Here is a 17,252-nt window from a genome sequence, read left to right as displayed (position 1 = left end):
ATTTCAATTGATTTCACTGCAAATCGCATTTCCATTGAAATCATTTCAAATCAACACTCAAGGTTTGCACCTAAGTGCGATCAAGCCTGCTTTGCTAACTCGTCGAATAGCGGGAACAGCACATCGTAGATGTAAACTTGCACAAAACGCTGGCCTGTATGCTCTCGGTAAGCACCAAACGTCGCAATCGACATCCCAGTTTCATGGTCAAATGCAGAGAACTGGCCATTCACACCAATCATTAGCGAAATGGTTCGCCCCGTTACAGGGTGAGTCATAGTGCGCCATTGGTTTTTGTAAAATGCATCAGGCACAAGTAGATGCTCGTATGACAATTTATCCCACGCTTGTTTTACTTCATCATCACCAAACTTCACTTGATCAACATAGTGTTTTGGAAGCACCTGCTCGCCTTTCCAGTTTTTTCCGTCATTCGCCATCAAGTAAGAGCCAATTGCAAAATCTCGAGCAGTGGAGTTCATCGAGCCTGCGGCTAGTGACTCTTTGTTCTGGTTAACGTAAAGCGTCATATCTGAAGTAAAGCCACCTTTGCTCCACAAAAACTCTTCCATCAATTCAGACAAGTTTTTGCCCGTCGCACCTTCAACTGCTCGCGCCATGATCTCAGTGTTCAAACCGCGGTATTGATACACTTTGCCAGTTTCGAACTCAGGTTTTGCTTTGAGTGCAAACGCTCGCAGATATTCACTAAAAGAGGTGATTTCTCCAAGCGCATCCGCGGGTGGCACAAGTTTCCCATCTCGCTCAACCAGACCGTTATAGCCTGTTGCAGTTGACATCGCCGAATCCCAGCAAGAAGATCCGTCAGGCATTCCCCAGTTGTGGTAGCCCTCACGAGTAAAGTACATGGTGTTGACGCCCGAGGTCATATCAGCAAATGCTTGAACTGGGATGTTTTCCCACTCTGTACCTTTAAACTCAGGCACGTATTTGCCCACAGGATCATCTGCTTTCAGAAAACCTTTCTCAACGGCAATACCAAACAGCATCGAAGAGAAAGATTTATGCGCAGACATCAAGTGGTGTTTAGTATCTTTATCTGTATTCGACCAGTAATCTTCTGAGACAATCTCACCTTTTTTATTCATGATGACATAGCTTTGGATCTCAGCACGATCACGCATCAAGTTATACATGCTGATTTTTTTGTTTGGGATGACGTCATCAACCATCATCTTAGAAATGTCTAGAGAGTTGATGACTTTCAAAGGCATCGGCTCACCATGCTTGACCACTGAGTGATAGTGGTTTAGGTAGGAATCCGCCATGGTGAAGCGTTGGAAATCTCGAACCTCCCAGTTATCAACACTGATGCCATAAGGTGCTAGGTTTTTATCAAACTGAGGGTTCGGGCCCTTGTACTCTACAGCGGCAGCGCCAAAAGAAATACCAAGACCTACAGTTAAAGCAATAATTGATTTTTTCATATTCGTTCTCGTCAATTGCGTTCAGTTTAAGACCGACTCGTTAGCTCGACTGGGTTGAGCTTCGATGGGTTTAAATTACGTCACAACGGATTTCGCGAATACGAAAACGAATTTGGAAAAACTTAGAAATCAATCGCTATAGTTTGCATACTCTCGCCATTCGACAATCGCTCTTGGATCACCATAGGTTTGAATAAACTTGATAAAACTTTGCGGTACACTGGTATCAAACGCATCCTTAAATGCGGCATTGAGTTTATAGTGACTCTTATAGCCTTGATGATACAGATCGTAAGCTTTATCCGCCTGAAGCCAAAACTTGTCGCTGGCATGGCCACGTTTTTGCAAAAAGGGAAAGGACTTAGTATCTCCTGAGGTATGCAGTGCATTTCCCACCATGTGCAATAGTTTCGATATATGGTTTTCACCAATCTCTTTGGCAGTAAGGTTCTTGATAGCAGACATATCATCACCGACTAAAGACGCCACTTTAGTGATCAGGAAATCCACGTCGAGTTCGCTGGTAATGTCGTACACTATCCAATCTAACCTGGCGAAAATCTCCTCTTTATATTCGTCTTTGGTATAGGCTTTTTCACGCAAACCCCGCCTAAAGTCTACTGACTTCTGACTCTTTTCAAGTAGATGCATCTGCAACTCTGGGTAATCATCAAGTGCGCCTGTATTGTGTGATAACACTTCAAGCAGCCTCTCTTGATCCACTAGCAGCTCACCAAGCTGCTGTTTAGATTTTCCATCCATTTTAAACTCCGAACAATTCATCTAGGGCGCAACTAAAATACATTAGAGGCGTTGTCTTTTTAGATCAACTGGTTATCACCTTGTCGGTGCAGAATACCTTGATTAGTTGGCCCGACTAAAGTTTTGACATTATCTTAACAACAAAAAGGCTTAATTATTTGACGACAAACTTAATAGAAACTAGGATGCCGAACCAGAAATAGATACCACCCTAAACCTTACTGAAAATCAGTATGAGGTTCATTCCCTCTCGGAGTTACAATGAAAAAACTATTCGCTGCTGCAGCAATCCTTGCATCTACATCTTCTTTCGCAGTTGAGACCTCACAAACTCAAGAGGTTTCTAGATACCAAGGTTTGAACCTGAATGTGCTAGCAGGTGCGGACAGCAACGCAGGCCCTACAATTGCTGCGGAAATCGGCCTTGGTTCTGCGTTTGCTGGTTACCAAATGGTTGGAGACATCGATAGTCGAAAGGTTATCGACGCTAACGAGCAAACGCCTGACGGTTTTGACTTCACTAGAACACAAAAAGATTCAGTGATTTATGCGGGCTACAACTTCGACAACGGCTTCTCGGTGAAAGGCGGTTTTGCGATGACAAGTGTTGAAGGCAAGTTTGAAGGTGAAGAGATGTTGAATACGGCTTTCCGCCCTATGGTCGGTTTGGGCTACACATTCAGCAATTCTGTTAACGTAAACCTACACGTATCTAGCGGCCAAGAAGTTGACTTTGAATTTGAAAACTCTAAGTTAAGCGAGCTAAAGACTTATGAATTTGAAACCAACGCTGCGATCATGGTTGGTTACCGTTTCTAATCTCATTTATTGATTCTGAGCATAGTTAAGCCTGCGCACTGTCGCAGGCTTTTTTGTTCCAAGAATACAACTTAACAAATAACTGACAAAACTAACCATAAATTGATTTGATAAAAAACTATTGAGTTATTAGAATTATTTCTAAATTAAGACACCATCTCATATCTTTTATTGAAGGAATAGCCTCATTTGAAGAGCCGGGCAAGGAGCCGATAAACTTTTGGAGAAAAAATGAAAAAGTTACTTCTTGCAACAGCACTTGTTACTGTATCTGGTATTGCTTCTGCTAATGTTGATTTCACCGTGCTTGGCGGCTTCGAAAGCTCTGACGGTTTAAATCTTGGCGCTGAAGTAGGTTTTGGCGCTGCAGTGATCGGTTACAAAGGTCTCGGCGGGTCAGAATCTATGAGTGCAAACCAAATGGTTACATTCACTGAGAGCACAGGGCATGACACTATCTATGGTGGTTTCCGCCTTGGTAACGGCATGACAGTCAAAGCGGGCGCAATGATCACTTCTCTAGAAAAGTCGGCTGAAGCTTTGGGCCAAAAAGAGTCTAAGAGTGGATCTGTCATTCGCCCAATGATCGGTTTTGGCTTCGACGTTAATCCAAATGTTGTGGTTGATCTTCACTACACGATGTCTGGTGAAATTCAAGCGGACACTGAGCTACACACTTATGACGATAGCATTGGTCTGCTAGCGGGTTACCGTTTCTAACTTGAATCAAACCCTAATAATGAGCCCCTGCTGAGAAATCAGTGGGGGCTTTTTTGCATTCAAACTATTCTAGTATCAATTATTAGAAACAAAAAAATACCAGACACTAGGTCTGGTATTTATATAAGGAACTAATTACATGAAGTGAAGTGTCATGTTGATACCAATGTGGTCAACGTCACCATGCTTAGTTTTGAATTTCTGTGCTTGGATACCCGCCGATAAACCTTCCGAGAAGAAGTATTCTGCGCCAACACCGTACATCATGCCATTGCCGCTTACTTTACGGTCATCAACGTAGTCATTGATATTCGTATCGAACAATTCATAGCTGTACTCTTGGCTCCATGCATGACCACCCACTTTTGCAAATAGTTGGACTGGACCTACTGCGATTTGTGGTTTAAGCGCAAAGTAAAAAGAGTCAGTTTTAACTTCTTCTTTATATACAGGCATGTACTTATCGTACTCATATTGACCGTGACCTTGGAAACCTAATTCTACACCTAGGAAAGGCAATAGATTTGCACCTAAGTAAGCACCAACACCAACATCTTTTTCGCTTTCAAATTTAGATTGACCAGCGTTCAAACCAATGTACATGCCAGTTGCCGCTGCATTTGCAGACAGTGTTAGCGCAGCAAGTGCAAGAAGAGTCTTTTTCATCGTTAACTTTACTCAAAATAATGGGATATAAATCAAAGATACTATATCAAATCTTGTAAGCTTAGTTTACGAACAACGGTTAGTTTTATGTCAAAAAAACGCCAGCAATGCTGGCGTTAGTATTAAAGATTTCTATTTCTACTTATAGAAAGTGGAACGTTGCAGTTAGGTTGAAAGAGTTGATGTTGCCGCCTTCCACTTTGAAAGACTGGTAACCACCACCCACGGTGATCATTGGCAGTACAGAATACTCAACACCTAGGCCGTACATAGTGTCTGTACCGTCTGTTGAGTAACCGCTCTTCTCACCTTTAAACTGGTGAATACCTGCTTTACCGTAGATATGTAGCGGACCTAGATCAATGCTTGGTTTCAATGCAAAAAATGTTGAGTGTGCATTAACACCATTGATCTTGCCGTGATGGTTGTAACCTGCCTCAACACCAATGATTGGTAGGATACCCGTGCCCACGTGGAAGCCCGTTGCCGTACCAGTGTGGCCATCGATATCCGACTGACCGATGTTAGCACCTGCGTAAATCAATGCGTCTGCTGATGCGGTTGTAGCAGCACCGGCAAGTACCGCTGCAAGAATAATCTTTTTCATCTTCTGCCTTTATTTATAAATGCTCGATATTCTTCCTTTATCGGCCGAGCGTGAAGATGCTTTAATCCCTAAGCATTTTTTTGTGCGCAGATTTTAACTATAGCTTAGTACCTAGCGCAATCGATAAATCATATTGATTTACAAATAATCAAAAATCACACCGTTATGTTCTTTCAGGCACAAAAAAGCCAGCAACTATTGGCTGGCTTTTCAATCGTTAAGCGAGGCTTACAAAAAGTGGAATGTCGCCGTCAGAGATACCTGATCAGAGTTGTCTTTGATGTAATCACCACCCATCTGGTATTGCATCCAGCTCGCTCCGACCGACAAGTTGTCAATGAGGTAATACTCAGCACCAAAGCCAAACATTAAATCCGTATCTTTGTCATCAATGCTTGAAGTCACATCAGCGCTCCAAGAGTGGATACCCGCTTTGGCATAGACTTGGATTGGGCCTAGATCAACACTTGGTTTAGCGGCTAGGTAAATCGTTGTTGCATCTGGTGTCTTGCTTAGCGTTTGATAACCCGCTTCTACACCAATGAATGGCAAGATACCAGTACCCACATGAAAACCATAAACCGTTGATTTATCGCTATCGATAGTGCCTTGACCAACGTTAGCACCCGCATAAAAAAATGCATCAGCCGAAGCGGTCGTTGCGAATAGGCCAAGAGCCACTGCTAGAGCTGTCTTTTTCATTGCAATATGTCCTTTGTATATTGTTTATGCACGGTGATAGTCACCTTTTTGACTCACTATACACCGTGCCACTTCAATTGAAAGATAAGCAATTATTATTCCAATTAACAATCAGCTATCGCATTTTTCACACGTTTATCCGAAACTGGATAAGGTGTGCCTAGTTGCTGAGCGAAGAAGCTCACACGTAGTTCCTCAATCATCCAGCGGATCTCTTTGACCTGAGCTGGAACCTCAACCCCTTTAGGGATCTTGTTTAACAACTCTTTGTACTCCTTGGTCACCGCTTCAACTTTAAGCATGTGCAAACGGTCTTTATTCGGATCAATCGGCAGTTTTTCCATACGGCGCTCGATGGCCTTCATATAGCGGAGAATGTCCGGCAGTCGCTTCCAACCACAATCCGTAGCGAAACCTTTGCAAATCAAGCCTTCTATTTGCGCTTTAATGTCCGACAACGCAAATGCCATGGTGAAATCAACCTTACCTTTTAACTTTTTGTTGATGTTAAAGGCTGTAGTCAAAATAGTTTCCACTTGCTTGGCGATATCGACAACCGTATCCCCCAATTCCGCTCGAACGTGCTCTTTTAACGCTTCGAACTGCTCTGATTCCCAGACAATGCCTCCCCGCTCCTCTATCAATTTGTCCACACCACATGCGATACAATCATCAATCAAATCTTGCACACGACCATATGAGTTGAAGTAAAGCCCAAGTTTGGACTTGTTTGGCAAATTGGAGTGAAGGTATTTAATCGGCGACGGAACATTTAGCAGTACCAAACGGCGTTGTCCCGCAGCCATAGCTTGCTGCTGCTCTTGCTCAGTTTCGAATAGCTTGATCTCAACACTATCTTTGCTATCTACAATCGCAGGGAAAGCTTTAACTTCATACCCACCACGCTTTTGTTGATAAACTTTAGGCAACTCACCAAAGCTCCACGTATGTAGACCTTGCTGCTCGATATCGTCGTCTGCAACTTTCGACAGTGTCTGCTGCACTTTCTCTTTCAAGCTATCTTTTAGCTCGTAAAGATCTTTGTGCTCTTTCAGTTTACGATTACGATGATCGACGGCTCGATAGGTCACTTTCAAGTGCTCTGGCACTTGCTCCAGTTTCCAATCTTCACGCAGTACTTGGACACCCGTCATGCGCAGTAGCTGTTTTTCAAGTGCATCTAATAGCGGTGCGTCCATTGGTGTCACCGCAGCTAAGAATGCATCTGCGTAGTTCGGTGCCGGCACGAAGTTCTTACGTACCGTCTTTGGCAGCGACTTAATCAAACTCACCACTAGTTCATGACGCAGACCTGGGATCTGCCAATCAAACCCTGCGGTTTCCACTTGGTTTAAGATTGGTAGTGGTAGATGCACCGTCACACCGTCGTTATCATCACCTGGCTCGAACTGGTAGCTCAGCTTGAGTTTCAAACCGTTTTGATGCCAGAAGTTCGGGTAGTCGAGGTCCGTGACATGGCTAGCATCGCCACGAAACAGCATCTCTTTTTCAAAATTAAGTTGCTCTGGATTCTCTTTGCTGGCTTTTTTCCACCAAGTATCAAAGTGGCGGCCAGAAACGACCTCTGTGCTAACTCGCTGATCGTAAAAATCAAACAGCTCATCGTCGTCTACCAAAATGTCACGACGGCGAGACTTATGCTCAAGCTCTTCGACTTCTTGTAGCAATCGACGATTCTGCTTAAAGAATGCGTGTTTGGTTTCCCACTCACCTTCAACCAGTGCGCTGCGAATGAAGATCTCTCGGCTGATTGTTGAATCAATTGCACCATAGTTCATCAAGCGCTTAGCGACGACAGGAATACCGTAAAGCGTCACTTTCTCATAGGCCATGACGGCTGCACGTTTCTTCGACCAATGAGGCTCACTATAGCTGCGTTTAATTAAGTGCTTAGCTAATGGCTCAATCCACTCTGGCTGGATCTTGGCAATGATGCGCCCCCACAGCTTGGAAGTTTCCACCAGCTCAGCGGACATGATCCATTTTGGCTGTTTCTTAAATAGACCTGATGCAGGGAAGATATGGAACCTTGCGTTGCGTGCGCCTTGATACTCGTTCTTTTCCTGATCTTTCATACCGATGTGAGATAACAGCCCCACTAGTAGTGCGGTGTGCACACCATGGTAGCTCGCAGGCTCGGTGTTAAGTTTATAATCCATCTCACGCATCGCTTGATGAATCTGGAAGTAAACATCTTGCCACTCTCGGATACGTAAATAGTTCAAGTAATCTTGCTTACACTGCTTACGGAACTGGTTCGAAGAGAGTGCTTTTTGCTGTTTCTGAATGTATTCCCAAAGGTTAACAAACGTCAGGAAGTCTGATTCTTCGTGGAAGAAGCGACGATGCTTATCGTCAGAAGACTGTTGCTTATCACTAGGACGCTCTCGAGGATCTTGAATAGATAGTGCGGATGCAATGATCATCACTTCTTTCAAAGAACCAGTTTTTGGCGCTTCAAGTACCATACGCGCCATACGAGGATCAATTGGCAATCTAGCCAGCTGGCGACCCATTGAGGTCAGGCGCTTGCGAGGGTCTTTAGCTTTATCATTGATAGCGCCAAGCTCTTCAAGCAGGCGAACACCGTCTTGAATATTGCGTTTATCCGGCGCTTCAACAAATGGGAAAGCGTCGATATCGCCAAGGCCAAGCGAGGTCATCTGAAGGATAACCGATGCTAAGTTAGTACGCAGGATCTCAGGATCAGTGAACTCTGGACGGCTTTCAAAATCCTCCTCAGAGTAAAGGCGGATACAGATACCCGCTTCAACACGGCCACAACGACCTTTACGTTGGTTGGCACTTGCTTGAGAAACGGGTTCAATCGGCAAGCGTTGCACTTTAGTGCGGTAGCTGTAACGGCTAATACGTGCCGTACCTGGGTCAATAACGTATTTAATACCCGGCACAGTCAACGAGGTTTCAGCAACGTTAGTTGCCAATACGATTCGACGACCTGCGTGAGGCTGGAAAATCTTATTCTGTTCACCAGCTGATAGGCGCGCATACAGTGGCACTACCTCGGTATCACGTAAGTTTCGCTTATTCAGCGCTTCCGCAGTATCTCGGATCTCACGCTCACCATTCATAAAGATCAAGATATCACCCAGACCTTCATCTACCAGTTCATCTACCGCTTCAAAAATACCTTCTAGCTGATCCCGATCATCATTATCTTCGCCAGAAAGCGGGCGATAACGAGTCTCCACTGGGTATGTGCGACCCGACACTTCAATGATAGGCGCATCGCTAAAGTGCTTAGAGAAACGCTCAGGGTCGATCGTTGCAGAAGTAATGATAACTTTCAAATCGGGGCGTTTTGGAAGCAGCTGTTTCAGGTAGCCCATGATAAAGTCGATATTGAGGCTACGTTCGTGCGCTTCATCGATAATGATAGTGTCGTACTGATTCAGGAAACGGTCATGTTGAATTTCAGCAAGTAAGATACCGTCCGTCATTAACTTGATCTGGGTATTGTCTGAGATCTGATCGTTAAAGCGAACCTTATAACCTACAAATTCACCTAGGCTAGTTTCCATCTCTTCAGCGATGCGGTTGGCAACTGAGCGAGCCGCAAGACGACGTGGTTGGGTATGACCAATCAAGCCAAATTTACCACGACCAAGTTCAGCACAAATCTTAGGTAGCTGTGTGGTTTTACCCGATCCCGTTTCACCCGCAACAATGACTACCTGATGCTTTTCAATCGCATCAGCTATATCTTGTCTTTTCTGACTAACTGGAAGCAGCTCAGGATATTCAATCTTGGCAATAAAGTTACTACGTTGCTCTACTTCTGCCATTGAGTGAGCAATTTCTAATGCAATTTCGTCAAATACCGCATTGCGAGCTTCATCTTTTTTGATTTTGCTAGCTCCAGCAATACGTTTACTTAAACGAAATCGGTGTTTCATCATGCAGCTTTGCAATGCTGCTCTAAGCGATTTAGCGTTATTCGCTTGTGTTTTTGGCTGTGACGAGGTCAAAGCGTTACCTATATTCTTATCATTCTAAAAAGCTGGCGGGATTGTATCACAACCATAGATTTGGCGTGAGCAAAGAGGAGTATTCAAAATTTTCGAACAAGTCCAACGTAATTAACGGCTGTTTTGCCCTGACTGGGGTTTCTATTATGAGTGCAACACAAACGAAAGCACTTGCAAAAAGGAAAGCTTATGTCTCGCATCTTGGTTCTTAAATCTAGCATTCTTGGTGAATACTCACAGTCAAACAAATTGATTGATAATCTTGTGAAAAACTATCAAAGCACAGATGTCACGGTCAGAGATTTGGCGGCTAACCAACTGCCAGTTCTTGATATGTCTATCGCAACAGCACTTCGTGGTGGAGATAACCTAAGCCCTGAGCAACAAGAAGTTTTGGCACTATCAGACACCTTAGTAGAGGAAGTAAAACAAGCTGATACGCTTATCATTGCAGCGCCAATGTACAACTTTACTGTGCCAACCCAGCTTAAAAACTGGATTGACCTTATCGCCCGAGCAGGCGTCACGTTTAGCTACACCGAGCAAGGTCCAAAAGGTTTATTAGAAGGCAAAAAAGCCATCGTAGTGACTACTCGCGGTGGCATCCATAAAGATGCGGCTACCGACATTATTAAACCATATCTGCAAACCGTACTTGGCTTTGTAGGCATCACCGAACAAGAGTATGTATACGCTGAAGCGCTTGCCATGGGTGACGAAATGGCGGCCAAAGGATTAGCCCAAGCAGAGGACCAGATCGCTCAATTAACTATCTAGTTTAACCGAATTCACTGCCCATATAAAAAAGCCGACCTGTAGATAGGTCGGCTCTCTTTTTTAGAAATCGTATTGCAGATAGATAGTGTTGTAGTTACTGCCACCTTTGATTCGTCCGAATTGAGACGCCTTTTCAAAGATAGAAGAGCGGTGATGCAAGCTGTAACCAATCCACAAATGATCCCAATCTGACTGACCAAACATATCACCGACATTAAAGTCAAATGAGATATCTAGGTAGTTCATCAAGTTGCTGTTTTCGTACCCTTTAGCTTCCAGCTCACTGGATTCTATGTGAGTTGGGTTAACGACGTACGAGACCCCTTCTGCGGCACCAAACTTCCAGCGAATTGGCCACTCGAACGTATAGTAGGCTTTCACTGCAACCACATATTCTGGTGATGAACTCTGAGTGCTACTAGACCAGTGCCACGCCATACCCGGCGTTAAATACACATCAATCGGCGCACCAAACAACTCATCAGTCAATGGATGGCCATAGAAGACCGATGTCATCTTGTTACCGTTAGGATCTGGCTCGCCCTTACCTTGGAAGATATCCCCCATGTCCGAAGGCGTCGCGAAGCCTTGAGCAACACGTAAATATGGCTTAGCGCCAATTTCTTGCTTCTTCACACCGGATTTATCGTTAAAAAGACCAAATCCGATGAAGTATTCTGCATTGTATCGACTATCTACTAGGTCAGCGCTGTAGGCTTGATTATCAAGCACGGTCGCATAAGCAGAACCGAGTAAATACAAGTTTGAAGTAACATGGTAACGAGCTTCAAAGCCAGCTTTTAGATCAACACCTGCGCCAATGGTATCGTAGCCAAGGCTAGAACCTGCGTAGTAATACGAGTTGAAATCCGAACTCTTATATCTCACCTGAACGCTAGGCTTGAAGTCCCAACTTTCCGTCGCATATTCAGCCGTCGCACGCAGATTAGCATGCATGCGCCCATAACTATCGCCCAAAAGCTCAGTATCTGTGTACCAAGATTCATCGACTTGGTAGCGGTGCTGAAGACCTAAATCAAACTGATCACCACCCGCCTGATTTTGATAAGCCGCTGGCATATCAACAAAACGTAAACGGGTAAACAGATTAAAACTGTGTTGATCTTGCTCGTAAAGGTGGACACCACCTTCCAAGCCATCCATGTAGAGGTGTTCACCTTGATAGTAAAAAAGTGGTGTGAAAGTATTCACCTCGGTATGTGAAGTGTTTAACCCCTGACTAGAAGTATCATGAATAAGCGTTGATGAGCGAAATGCCGCAGCCAACCCCCACTCTTGCTCTTGTGCTGCGTTGGCAAAACAAGAAACCAAGCCGAGCGTCACTACGCTATACAGTTTTTTATGAGTCGTCATATATATCTACGATTAAAGTTGCTGAATTTATTACTTCGCAATCCCTGCGTATTTTCGACTATGCTGACATATCACAACCCTAGTCAAAAAATGAAATATCAATTAAGATGCACGCCCTTTTGCCGCTACTATACTAAATAGCAGCCTAGATTGTATAAAATCATTGTGAAAGTATCGGAATTATTACAAATACTTAATACCCTACCATCAGACAAAGACTTAGATGTCGTGACTGGTGAAGAGTGGTTACCAGAACGTCTTATCGCATCGCGATACGATGACGATTTCCTGTTTCTGAATTTTGACCATCAACCAGAAGACCTTGGTGGTGACACCGAAGGGCGAGGTTTTGTCGAGCATGAAATGGCACTACTTAGACACCGTATCCGCCAATTGTTAGTAGAAGACTCAGATATCAGCAGCAAAACAGAAGCTTTGCTTGCGATGCTACTGATCAGCCACGAGAAGTCCTCATCAGAAGTGATTGAACTGCTTGAAGAGGCGGAGTCCGCCTCCGAAGATCCCCAAGCTCTCTAAGTGAGAGCTTGCCACACCGCACCAATCCCGCTCGTTAGACAAAGTGCTAATGCACAATATCGGATCCACTGTTTAGAGAAATGGTGAACAAATTTGCCTGCCAAGAAATAACCCAACCAAGCTGCTGGGAGTAAAGGCAAGATTGCCCACAGATGTTCGAGCGTGAAAAAGCCGATAAACAGTTGAACAATAAGGGAGATCAAAGAGCTCGCTACAAAAAATGCGGATAAATTACCACGCAATGAGTTCGCTTCTTGATGCTGGAGAAGTAGTGCCATCGGTGGCCCACCTATACTTGAGCTTGTACCCATGAATCCCGAAAAAAATCCCGCAACACACATTCGGTTAGGGGTGGGCTCAATTCGCAGCGGTAGCAGACTGATGGCTACGGCAATTAATACAAAAACCCCAAGCCCTAGTGACAGCATGTCCGGTGAGATATAAAGCAGTATCGCTCCCCCGATAATTGAGCCGGGTATTCTCCCAATCACTGCCATTTTTAGTCCGCCTAAACTCACCTCAGATTTATGCTTAAATGCGTTAAGTAGAGAGATGAACAGAGCGACCAAACAGATGGGTGCAGGAACATAAATCGGTGACAACATAAACAGTAAAGGGGCTGCAACGATAGCGAGACCAAAACCGATGGCACTTTGTACAAACGAGCCTACAAATATAAGCCCCATAGCAATGAGAGTTATCGAGTCCAAACAATGAGTTCCTGTGGCGAGTGAGGGGAAAATGAGCCGCTGCTATTGTAGCCTCGTATAACAATATCGGGCTAGTACTAAAAAAGGCTTAAATGTAAGGATTATGTAAAGCCGCTTGTTTTTTGACTGTTCAAACACTATCTACATGGATAACGAAACAATTTTTGGAGTGCTACATGATTAACTCACTATCCAAACTGTTTAAACAGCTTATCGAAGGACAAGACTTAAACGCTCAACCAAATGACAATCCAGAACTTGCCATTGCAGCATTATTTTGTGAAGTGGCTAACGCAGACCACAGTATCGATGTCGAAGAGCATGAGGCAAAAGTATCCATGCTGCAAAAAGTCTTAGAAGTCGATAAATCCCGAGCAGAGCAACTGCTCAGCTCTGCATTAGAGAAGACCCAGCAATCAGCCTCTTTATACGATTTCACCTCTCAGCTGCGAACTCTCGAGCAAGAACAACGTTTTGATGTCATCAAAGGCATGTGGCAAGTTGCCTACGCCGATGGTGTTATCGACCCTCTGGAAGAAGCCGTGATCAGAAAAGTGGCTGAACTGCTTTATGTTGACCATCAAGAGTTCATTCGGGCAAAGCTTGCGGTCATTAACTAAAAAAGGAGCCGATGGCTCCTTTTTTAGTTAATCAATGCTAAAGCATGGTTAAGGCTAGTTTCGCCAAGTTGTGCGCATCATCAAACCCAGAATGATGGCGACCTTCCCACTCAATACCCTTCGCTTCTTGGGCCGCTTTATGGCCGATACGCTTATCTTTGAGGCGATTTTGGATACGGTAGATCGTTGCTAAGTTGATGAACTCATTAAATGGCATCTCAAGGCCTTTTTGCTCACATTCTTTCGCAAGGATCAGATCATCTCGCCCCCAAGCGGCATAGATCTTATTCGCTCCACCAAAGTTTTTCACCATCGACTTCATCACTTCAGCAAGCGGACGACCTTGTTTTTCAATTTTGCGTGGCGTAATGCCCGTAAGCTCAGAGCAAAACAGGGAAACTTCGTCGTGATCGGGTTTCACGTAATACTGAGCACGCTTGACCACTTCACCTTTGACCAGATCTATTTCAGCAAGACCAACTTCGATGATCTCACCCGTTGTGCCCACGCCATCCACGTTCCAACAGCACATCTCTAAATCAAAGCAAACAACACGATTGTAGTTCATCACCAACCTTAAAATTCGAAATTTGGCGCATTTTACCTTACCCCGCTTTGAAGCTAAACCCATGACCCTTCGATTGCTCAATAAATGCCTGATGAGCGCTCTAGCCGTCGACTAAACCACCAGATGAGGATGTTTTTTCAGCTAACGACACTGAAATGACAGGGAAACGTCAATTAATCTTCATGCCTACTCCCTTGAATATGATAAAGTTCGCCCATATTTCCGCCTTATCCGGACATGTCTTCATTGAAGAAAGACATAACAAACTAGAGATTACATTTATGAACTTTGACATAAACATGATTCCTACCACGTTTGACATGCTGCACACAGGCCTAGCGGCATCAAGCGTTCTGCTTCTTATTCTAGCCGTTTCTCGTAAATCTAAAGTGATTGAGAAAGTGGTAGAGAAGCCAGTAGAGAAAATTGTTGAAGTAGAAAAGCCGGTCGAGAAGATCGTAGAAGTTGAAAAGATTGTCGAGAAACAAGTCGAGAAAATCGTTGAGGTAGAGTCTAAACTAGCAACCGCTTCTACTGACTCTGCAATGCAGTTGCTTTCTATCATGCAAAAAGAAGCACGTCTGATCGACTTCCTACAAGAAGACCTAACCCATTTTGCGGACGAAGAAGTTGGCGCAGCGGCTCGTGTTATCCACACTGGCGGCCAGAAAGTACTTAAAGAGTACCTAACCCTAACTCCTGTTCGCAGCGAAGATGAAGAGACTCGTATCACGGTAGAAGAAGGCTTCAACCCACAGCAGGTTCGCCTAACAGGTAACGTAACAGGCAATGCGCCTTTCCACGGTACTTTGGTTCACAAAGGCTGGAAAGCTGACGAAATCAAACTGCCAAAACTTGCTGAAGATTACGACGCTAGCATCATCGCTCCAGCAGAGGTAGAACTGTAATGGAACAGATGACTGACCAAGTAACCGAGCAGGTTACTGAGAAGCAAACCCCTAAATTCAGCGTAGGTATCGACCTTGGTACCACGCACTGCGTTATGTCGTTTCTTGATACGACTAATGAAGAAGCCAGCGTAGAAGTGATGGCTATCCCGCAGCTAACCGCTCCGGGCACGGTAGAAGAGCGCACTCAGCTTGGCTCTTTCCTATACCAGCCACACGAACATGAGATGAGCCCAGCATCACGAGTGCTGCCTTGGACCACTGAACCAACAGCGCTTGTGGGCGCAATCGCTCGTAACCTAGGCTCTAAAACACCAATTCGTCTAATCGCTAGTGCTAAATCTTGGCTATGTCACGGCGGCGTAAACCGTCGTGATGCGTTCCTACCTGCAGGTAGCCCAGAAGAAGTGAGTAAGGTATCGCCACTGCGTGCAACTGAGCTATACCTAGAGCACCTTAAGCAAGCATGGGATCACAAGCACCCTGAGCACCCACTTGCGGAGCAAGACGTAACCATTACCGTACCAGCATCTTTTGATCCAGCCGCTCGCGACCTTACCGCAGAAGCTGCTCGTCACGTGGGCTTTGAGCACCTAACCCTGCTAGAAGAGCCACAAGCTGCGCTATACAGCTGGATTGATAACAGCTCAGACGCTTGGCGTGATGAAGTTAACGTGGGTGACATTGTACTGGTAGTTGATATCGGTGGTGGTACGACTGACCTTTCACTGGTCGAAGTCACCGAAGATGACGGTAACCTAACCCTAAACCGTATTGCCGTTGGCGAGCATATCCTGCTTGGCGGTGATAACATGGATCTCGCGCTGGCGTACCGCCTTAAGATGAAGCTTGCTCAAGATGGCAAAGAGCTTCAACCATGGCAGGTTCAGGCGATGACTCACGCATGTCGTGATGCAAAAGAAGCCCTTCTAAATGATGCAGAGCTTGAATCTATGCCAATCGTCGTACCAAGCCGTGGCTCTAAGCTACTTGGTGCAACGCTGAAAACTGAACTAACTCAGCAAGAAGTTCAGCAAACACTTGTAGATGGTTTCTTCCCACAAGTGGCGATTACTGATCACCCTGTTCAGCGTAACCGTGGTGCACTGACTCAAATGGGTCTGCCATACGCTCAAGATGCGGGCATCACTCGTCATATTGCTGCTTTCCTTGCTAAGCAAGCCAATGCTCAAGGCGGCGAACAAGCAACGGATGCGGGCTTTGACCCATTTGCCAACATGCCGGGTATGCCAGGCGCTGAGCAATCAGCAGATTTCATCAAGCCGACAGCGATTCTATTTAACGGTGGTGTGCTTAAGTCTCAGCTTCTATCTGAACGTCTATTTAGCACCATCAACCAATGGCTAACCACCGCTGGTAGTGAAGAAGCTAAACGCCTATCTGGCCTAGATCTAGACCTAGCAGTTGCTAGCGGTGCGGCTTACTACGGCTCAGTTCGTCGTGGTCAAGGCGTTCGTATCCGTGGTGGTATCGCTTCGGCTTACTACGTAGGTATCGAGAGTGCTATGCCTGCGATTCCGGGTATGGCTCCTCCAATGGAAGCACTGTGTGTCGCTCCATTTGGTATGGAAGAAGGTACTGGTGCTGCCGTACCAAGCCAAGAGTTTGGTTTGATCATCGGCCAACCAGTCAACTTCCAGTTCTTCGGTTCAACCATTCGTCGTGACGATGAAGCCGGTGTGCACCTAGATCACTGGGCACCAGAAGAGCTAGAAGAGCTGCCTGAAATTCAGGTAACTTTGCCAGTTTCCGAAGGTCGTCGTGAAGGCGAAGTCGTTCCTGTGACGCTTGCCTCACGTGTTACCGAGCTAGGCACGCTATACTTGGAAGCTATCGCTGCTGACAATGGTCAAAAGTGGCATGTCGAGTTTGATGTTCGTGACGAACAAGGCGAAGAAACAAGCCAACAGCCAGAGCAACAAGAAAGCCACTAAGGCTAATAGCTCTCGCTTAATAAAGTAAACATCACGGCACCCCTGATCTTCGATCGCGGGTGCCGTTTT

The 17,252-nt window shown here is 45.1% G+C and carries 16 protein-coding genes; 7 read left to right on the top strand and 9 right to left on the bottom strand.

What is annotated here, in order from left to right; translation table 11 throughout:
• Positions 1-80: 80 nt before the first annotated feature.
• Together J4N39_RS06560 and J4N39_RS06555 are read right to left on the bottom strand one after the other, a co-directional pair.
• Positions 81-1,448: a serine hydrolase domain-containing protein gene (locus tag J4N39_RS06560; RefSeq protein ID WP_252023258.1), complete on the bottom strand. Its 1,368-nt coding sequence runs from the start codon at positions 1,446-1,448 to the stop codon at positions 81-83.
• 129 nt (positions 1,449-1,577) lie between these two features.
• Positions 1,578-2,210 carry a hypothetical protein gene (locus tag J4N39_RS06555; protein WP_252023256.1) on the bottom strand — a complete coding sequence of 211 codons (633 nt, stop codon included), beginning with the start codon at positions 2,208-2,210 and terminating at the stop codon, positions 1,578-1,580.
• Between the two features lie 261 nt (positions 2,211-2,471).
• Here J4N39_RS06555 and J4N39_RS06550 point away from each other — a divergent pair, with 261 nt between their 5' ends.
• Positions 2,472-3,029 carry a hypothetical protein gene (locus J4N39_RS06550; RefSeq protein WP_252023254.1) on the top strand — a complete coding sequence of 186 codons (558 nt, stop codon included), beginning with the start codon at positions 2,472-2,474 and terminating at the stop codon, positions 3,027-3,029.
• A gap of 231 nt (positions 3,030-3,260) precedes the next feature.
• The gene (locus J4N39_RS06545) at positions 3,261-3,749 is read left to right on the top strand and encodes a hypothetical protein (RefSeq protein ID WP_252023253.1); all 489 of its coding nucleotides are present in this window, start codon (positions 3,261-3,263) and stop codon (positions 3,747-3,749) included.
• A gap of 135 nt (positions 3,750-3,884) precedes the next feature.
• On the opposite strand, the gene J4N39_RS06540 is transcribed toward J4N39_RS06545, so the two are convergent.
• The 4 genes from J4N39_RS06540 to hrpA form a co-directional block, all read right to left on the bottom strand.
• On the bottom strand, positions 3,885-4,415 hold the full coding sequence (locus J4N39_RS06540; protein ID WP_252023252.1) for a porin family protein: 531 nt from the start codon (positions 4,413-4,415) through the stop codon (positions 3,885-3,887).
• A gap of 142 nt (positions 4,416-4,557) precedes the next feature.
• The gene (locus J4N39_RS06535) at positions 4,558-5,022 is read right to left on the bottom strand and encodes an outer membrane beta-barrel protein (RefSeq protein WP_252023251.1); all 465 of its coding nucleotides are present in this window, start codon (positions 5,020-5,022) and stop codon (positions 4,558-4,560) included.
• Between the two features lie 228 nt (positions 5,023-5,250).
• Positions 5,251-5,724 carry a porin family protein gene (locus J4N39_RS06530; RefSeq protein ID WP_252023250.1) on the bottom strand — a complete coding sequence of 158 codons (474 nt, stop codon included), beginning with the start codon at positions 5,722-5,724 and terminating at the stop codon, positions 5,251-5,253.
• Positions 5,725-5,828: 104 nt separating this feature from the next.
• The gene (gene hrpA, locus J4N39_RS06525; RefSeq protein WP_252023249.1) at positions 5,829-9,734 is read right to left on the bottom strand and encodes an ATP-dependent RNA helicase HrpA; all 3,906 of its coding nucleotides are present in this window, start codon (positions 9,732-9,734) and stop codon (positions 5,829-5,831) included.
• A gap of 189 nt (positions 9,735-9,923) precedes the next feature.
• Between hrpA and J4N39_RS06520 the strand changes: the two genes are divergently transcribed.
• Positions 9,924-10,511, top strand: coding sequence for an FMN-dependent NADH-azoreductase (locus J4N39_RS06520; RefSeq protein ID WP_252023248.1), 588 nt, complete (start codon positions 9,924-9,926; stop codon positions 10,509-10,511).
• Positions 10,512-10,571: 60 nt separating this feature from the next.
• Here the strand turns inward: J4N39_RS06520 and J4N39_RS06515 are convergent, their stop codons facing one another.
• A complete protein-coding gene (locus J4N39_RS06515; protein ID WP_252023247.1) occupies positions 10,572-11,885 on the bottom strand; it encodes a MipA/OmpV family protein in 1,314 nt (437 codons plus the stop codon).
• Positions 11,886-12,035: 150 nt separating this feature from the next.
• Here J4N39_RS06515 and J4N39_RS06510 point away from each other — a divergent pair, with 150 nt between their 5' ends.
• Positions 12,036-12,422 (top strand): VC1380 family protein, encoded by a 387-nt coding sequence (locus J4N39_RS06510; protein WP_252023246.1) that lies wholly within the window; start codon positions 12,036-12,038, stop codon positions 12,420-12,422.
• Here J4N39_RS06510 and J4N39_RS06505 read toward each other — a convergent pair.
• A complete protein-coding gene (locus J4N39_RS06505) occupies positions 12,419-13,108 on the bottom strand; it encodes a sulfite exporter TauE/SafE family protein (RefSeq protein ID WP_252023645.1) in 690 nt (229 codons plus the stop codon). The two genes, J4N39_RS06510 and J4N39_RS06505, sit on opposite strands and share 4 nt — an antisense overlap.
• 200 nt (positions 13,109-13,308) lie before the next feature.
• Here J4N39_RS06505 and J4N39_RS06500 point away from each other — a divergent pair, with 200 nt between their 5' ends.
• A complete protein-coding gene (locus J4N39_RS06500) occupies positions 13,309-13,752 on the top strand; it encodes a tellurite resistance TerB family protein (protein WP_252023245.1) in 444 nt (147 codons plus the stop codon).
• A 37-nt stretch (positions 13,753-13,789) separates the two neighbouring features.
• Here the strand turns inward: J4N39_RS06500 and J4N39_RS06495 are convergent, their stop codons facing one another.
• A complete protein-coding gene (locus J4N39_RS06495) occupies positions 13,790-14,320 on the bottom strand; it encodes a 3'-5' exonuclease (protein ID WP_252023243.1) in 531 nt (176 codons plus the stop codon).
• Between the two features lie 281 nt (positions 14,321-14,601).
• Between J4N39_RS06495 and J4N39_RS06490 the strand changes: the two genes are divergently transcribed.
• Positions 14,602-15,228, top strand: coding sequence for a DUF2760 domain-containing protein (locus J4N39_RS06490; protein ID WP_252023241.1), 627 nt, complete (start codon positions 14,602-14,604; stop codon positions 15,226-15,228).
• The gene (locus J4N39_RS06485) at positions 15,228-17,183 is read left to right on the top strand and encodes an Hsp70 family protein (protein ID WP_252023239.1); all 1,956 of its coding nucleotides are present in this window, start codon (positions 15,228-15,230) and stop codon (positions 17,181-17,183) included. Before J4N39_RS06490 ends, J4N39_RS06485 begins: the two co-directional genes overlap by 1 nt.
• Positions 17,184-17,252 lie beyond the last annotated feature (69 nt).

The sequence above is a fragment of the Vibrio sp. SCSIO 43136 genome (genome assembly GCF_023716565.1).
GTDB lineage: Bacteria > Pseudomonadota > Gammaproteobacteria > Enterobacterales > Vibrionaceae > Vibrio.
This window is presented reverse-complemented; position numbering and strand designations above follow the sequence as displayed.

Coding starts and splice junctions, on each gene's coding strand:
- J4N39_RS06535 (WP_252023251.1), bottom strand. CDS start 5,022: ATGAAAAAGATTATTCTTGCAGCGGTACTTGCCGGTGCTGCTACAACC.
- J4N39_RS06530 (WP_252023250.1), bottom strand. CDS start 5,724: ATGAAAAAGACAGCTCTAGCAGTGGCTCTTGGCCTATTCGCAACGACC.
- J4N39_RS06505 (WP_252023645.1), bottom strand. CDS start 13,108: ATGGGGCTTATATTTGTAGGCTCGTTTGTACAAAGTGCCATCGGTTTT.
- J4N39_RS06495 (WP_252023243.1), bottom strand. CDS start 14,320: ATGAACTACAATCGTGTTGTTTGCTTTGATTTAGAGATGTGCTGTTGG.
- J4N39_RS06520 (WP_252023248.1), top strand. CDS start 9,924: ATGTCTCGCATCTTGGTTCTTAAATCTAGCATTCTTGGTGAATACTCA.
- J4N39_RS06560 (WP_252023258.1), bottom strand. CDS start 1,448: ATGAAAAAATCAATTATTGCTTTAACTGTAGGTCTTGGTATTTCTTTT.
- J4N39_RS06515 (WP_252023247.1), bottom strand. CDS start 11,885: ATGACGACTCATAAAAAACTGTATAGCGTAGTGACGCTCGGCTTGGTT.
- J4N39_RS06550 (WP_252023254.1), top strand. CDS start 2,472: ATGAAAAAACTATTCGCTGCTGCAGCAATCCTTGCATCTACATCTTCT.
- J4N39_RS06540 (WP_252023252.1), bottom strand. CDS start 4,415: ATGAAAAAGACTCTTCTTGCACTTGCTGCGCTAACACTGTCTGCAAAT.
- J4N39_RS06485 (WP_252023239.1), top strand. CDS start 15,228: ATGGAACAGATGACTGACCAAGTAACCGAGCAGGTTACTGAGAAGCAA.
- J4N39_RS06490 (WP_252023241.1), top strand. CDS start 14,602: ATGAACTTTGACATAAACATGATTCCTACCACGTTTGACATGCTGCAC.
- J4N39_RS06500 (WP_252023245.1), top strand. CDS start 13,309: ATGATTAACTCACTATCCAAACTGTTTAAACAGCTTATCGAAGGACAA.
- J4N39_RS06555 (WP_252023256.1), bottom strand. CDS start 2,210: ATGGATGGAAAATCTAAACAGCAGCTTGGTGAGCTGCTAGTGGATCAA.
- J4N39_RS06545 (WP_252023253.1), top strand. CDS start 3,261: ATGAAAAAGTTACTTCTTGCAACAGCACTTGTTACTGTATCTGGTATT.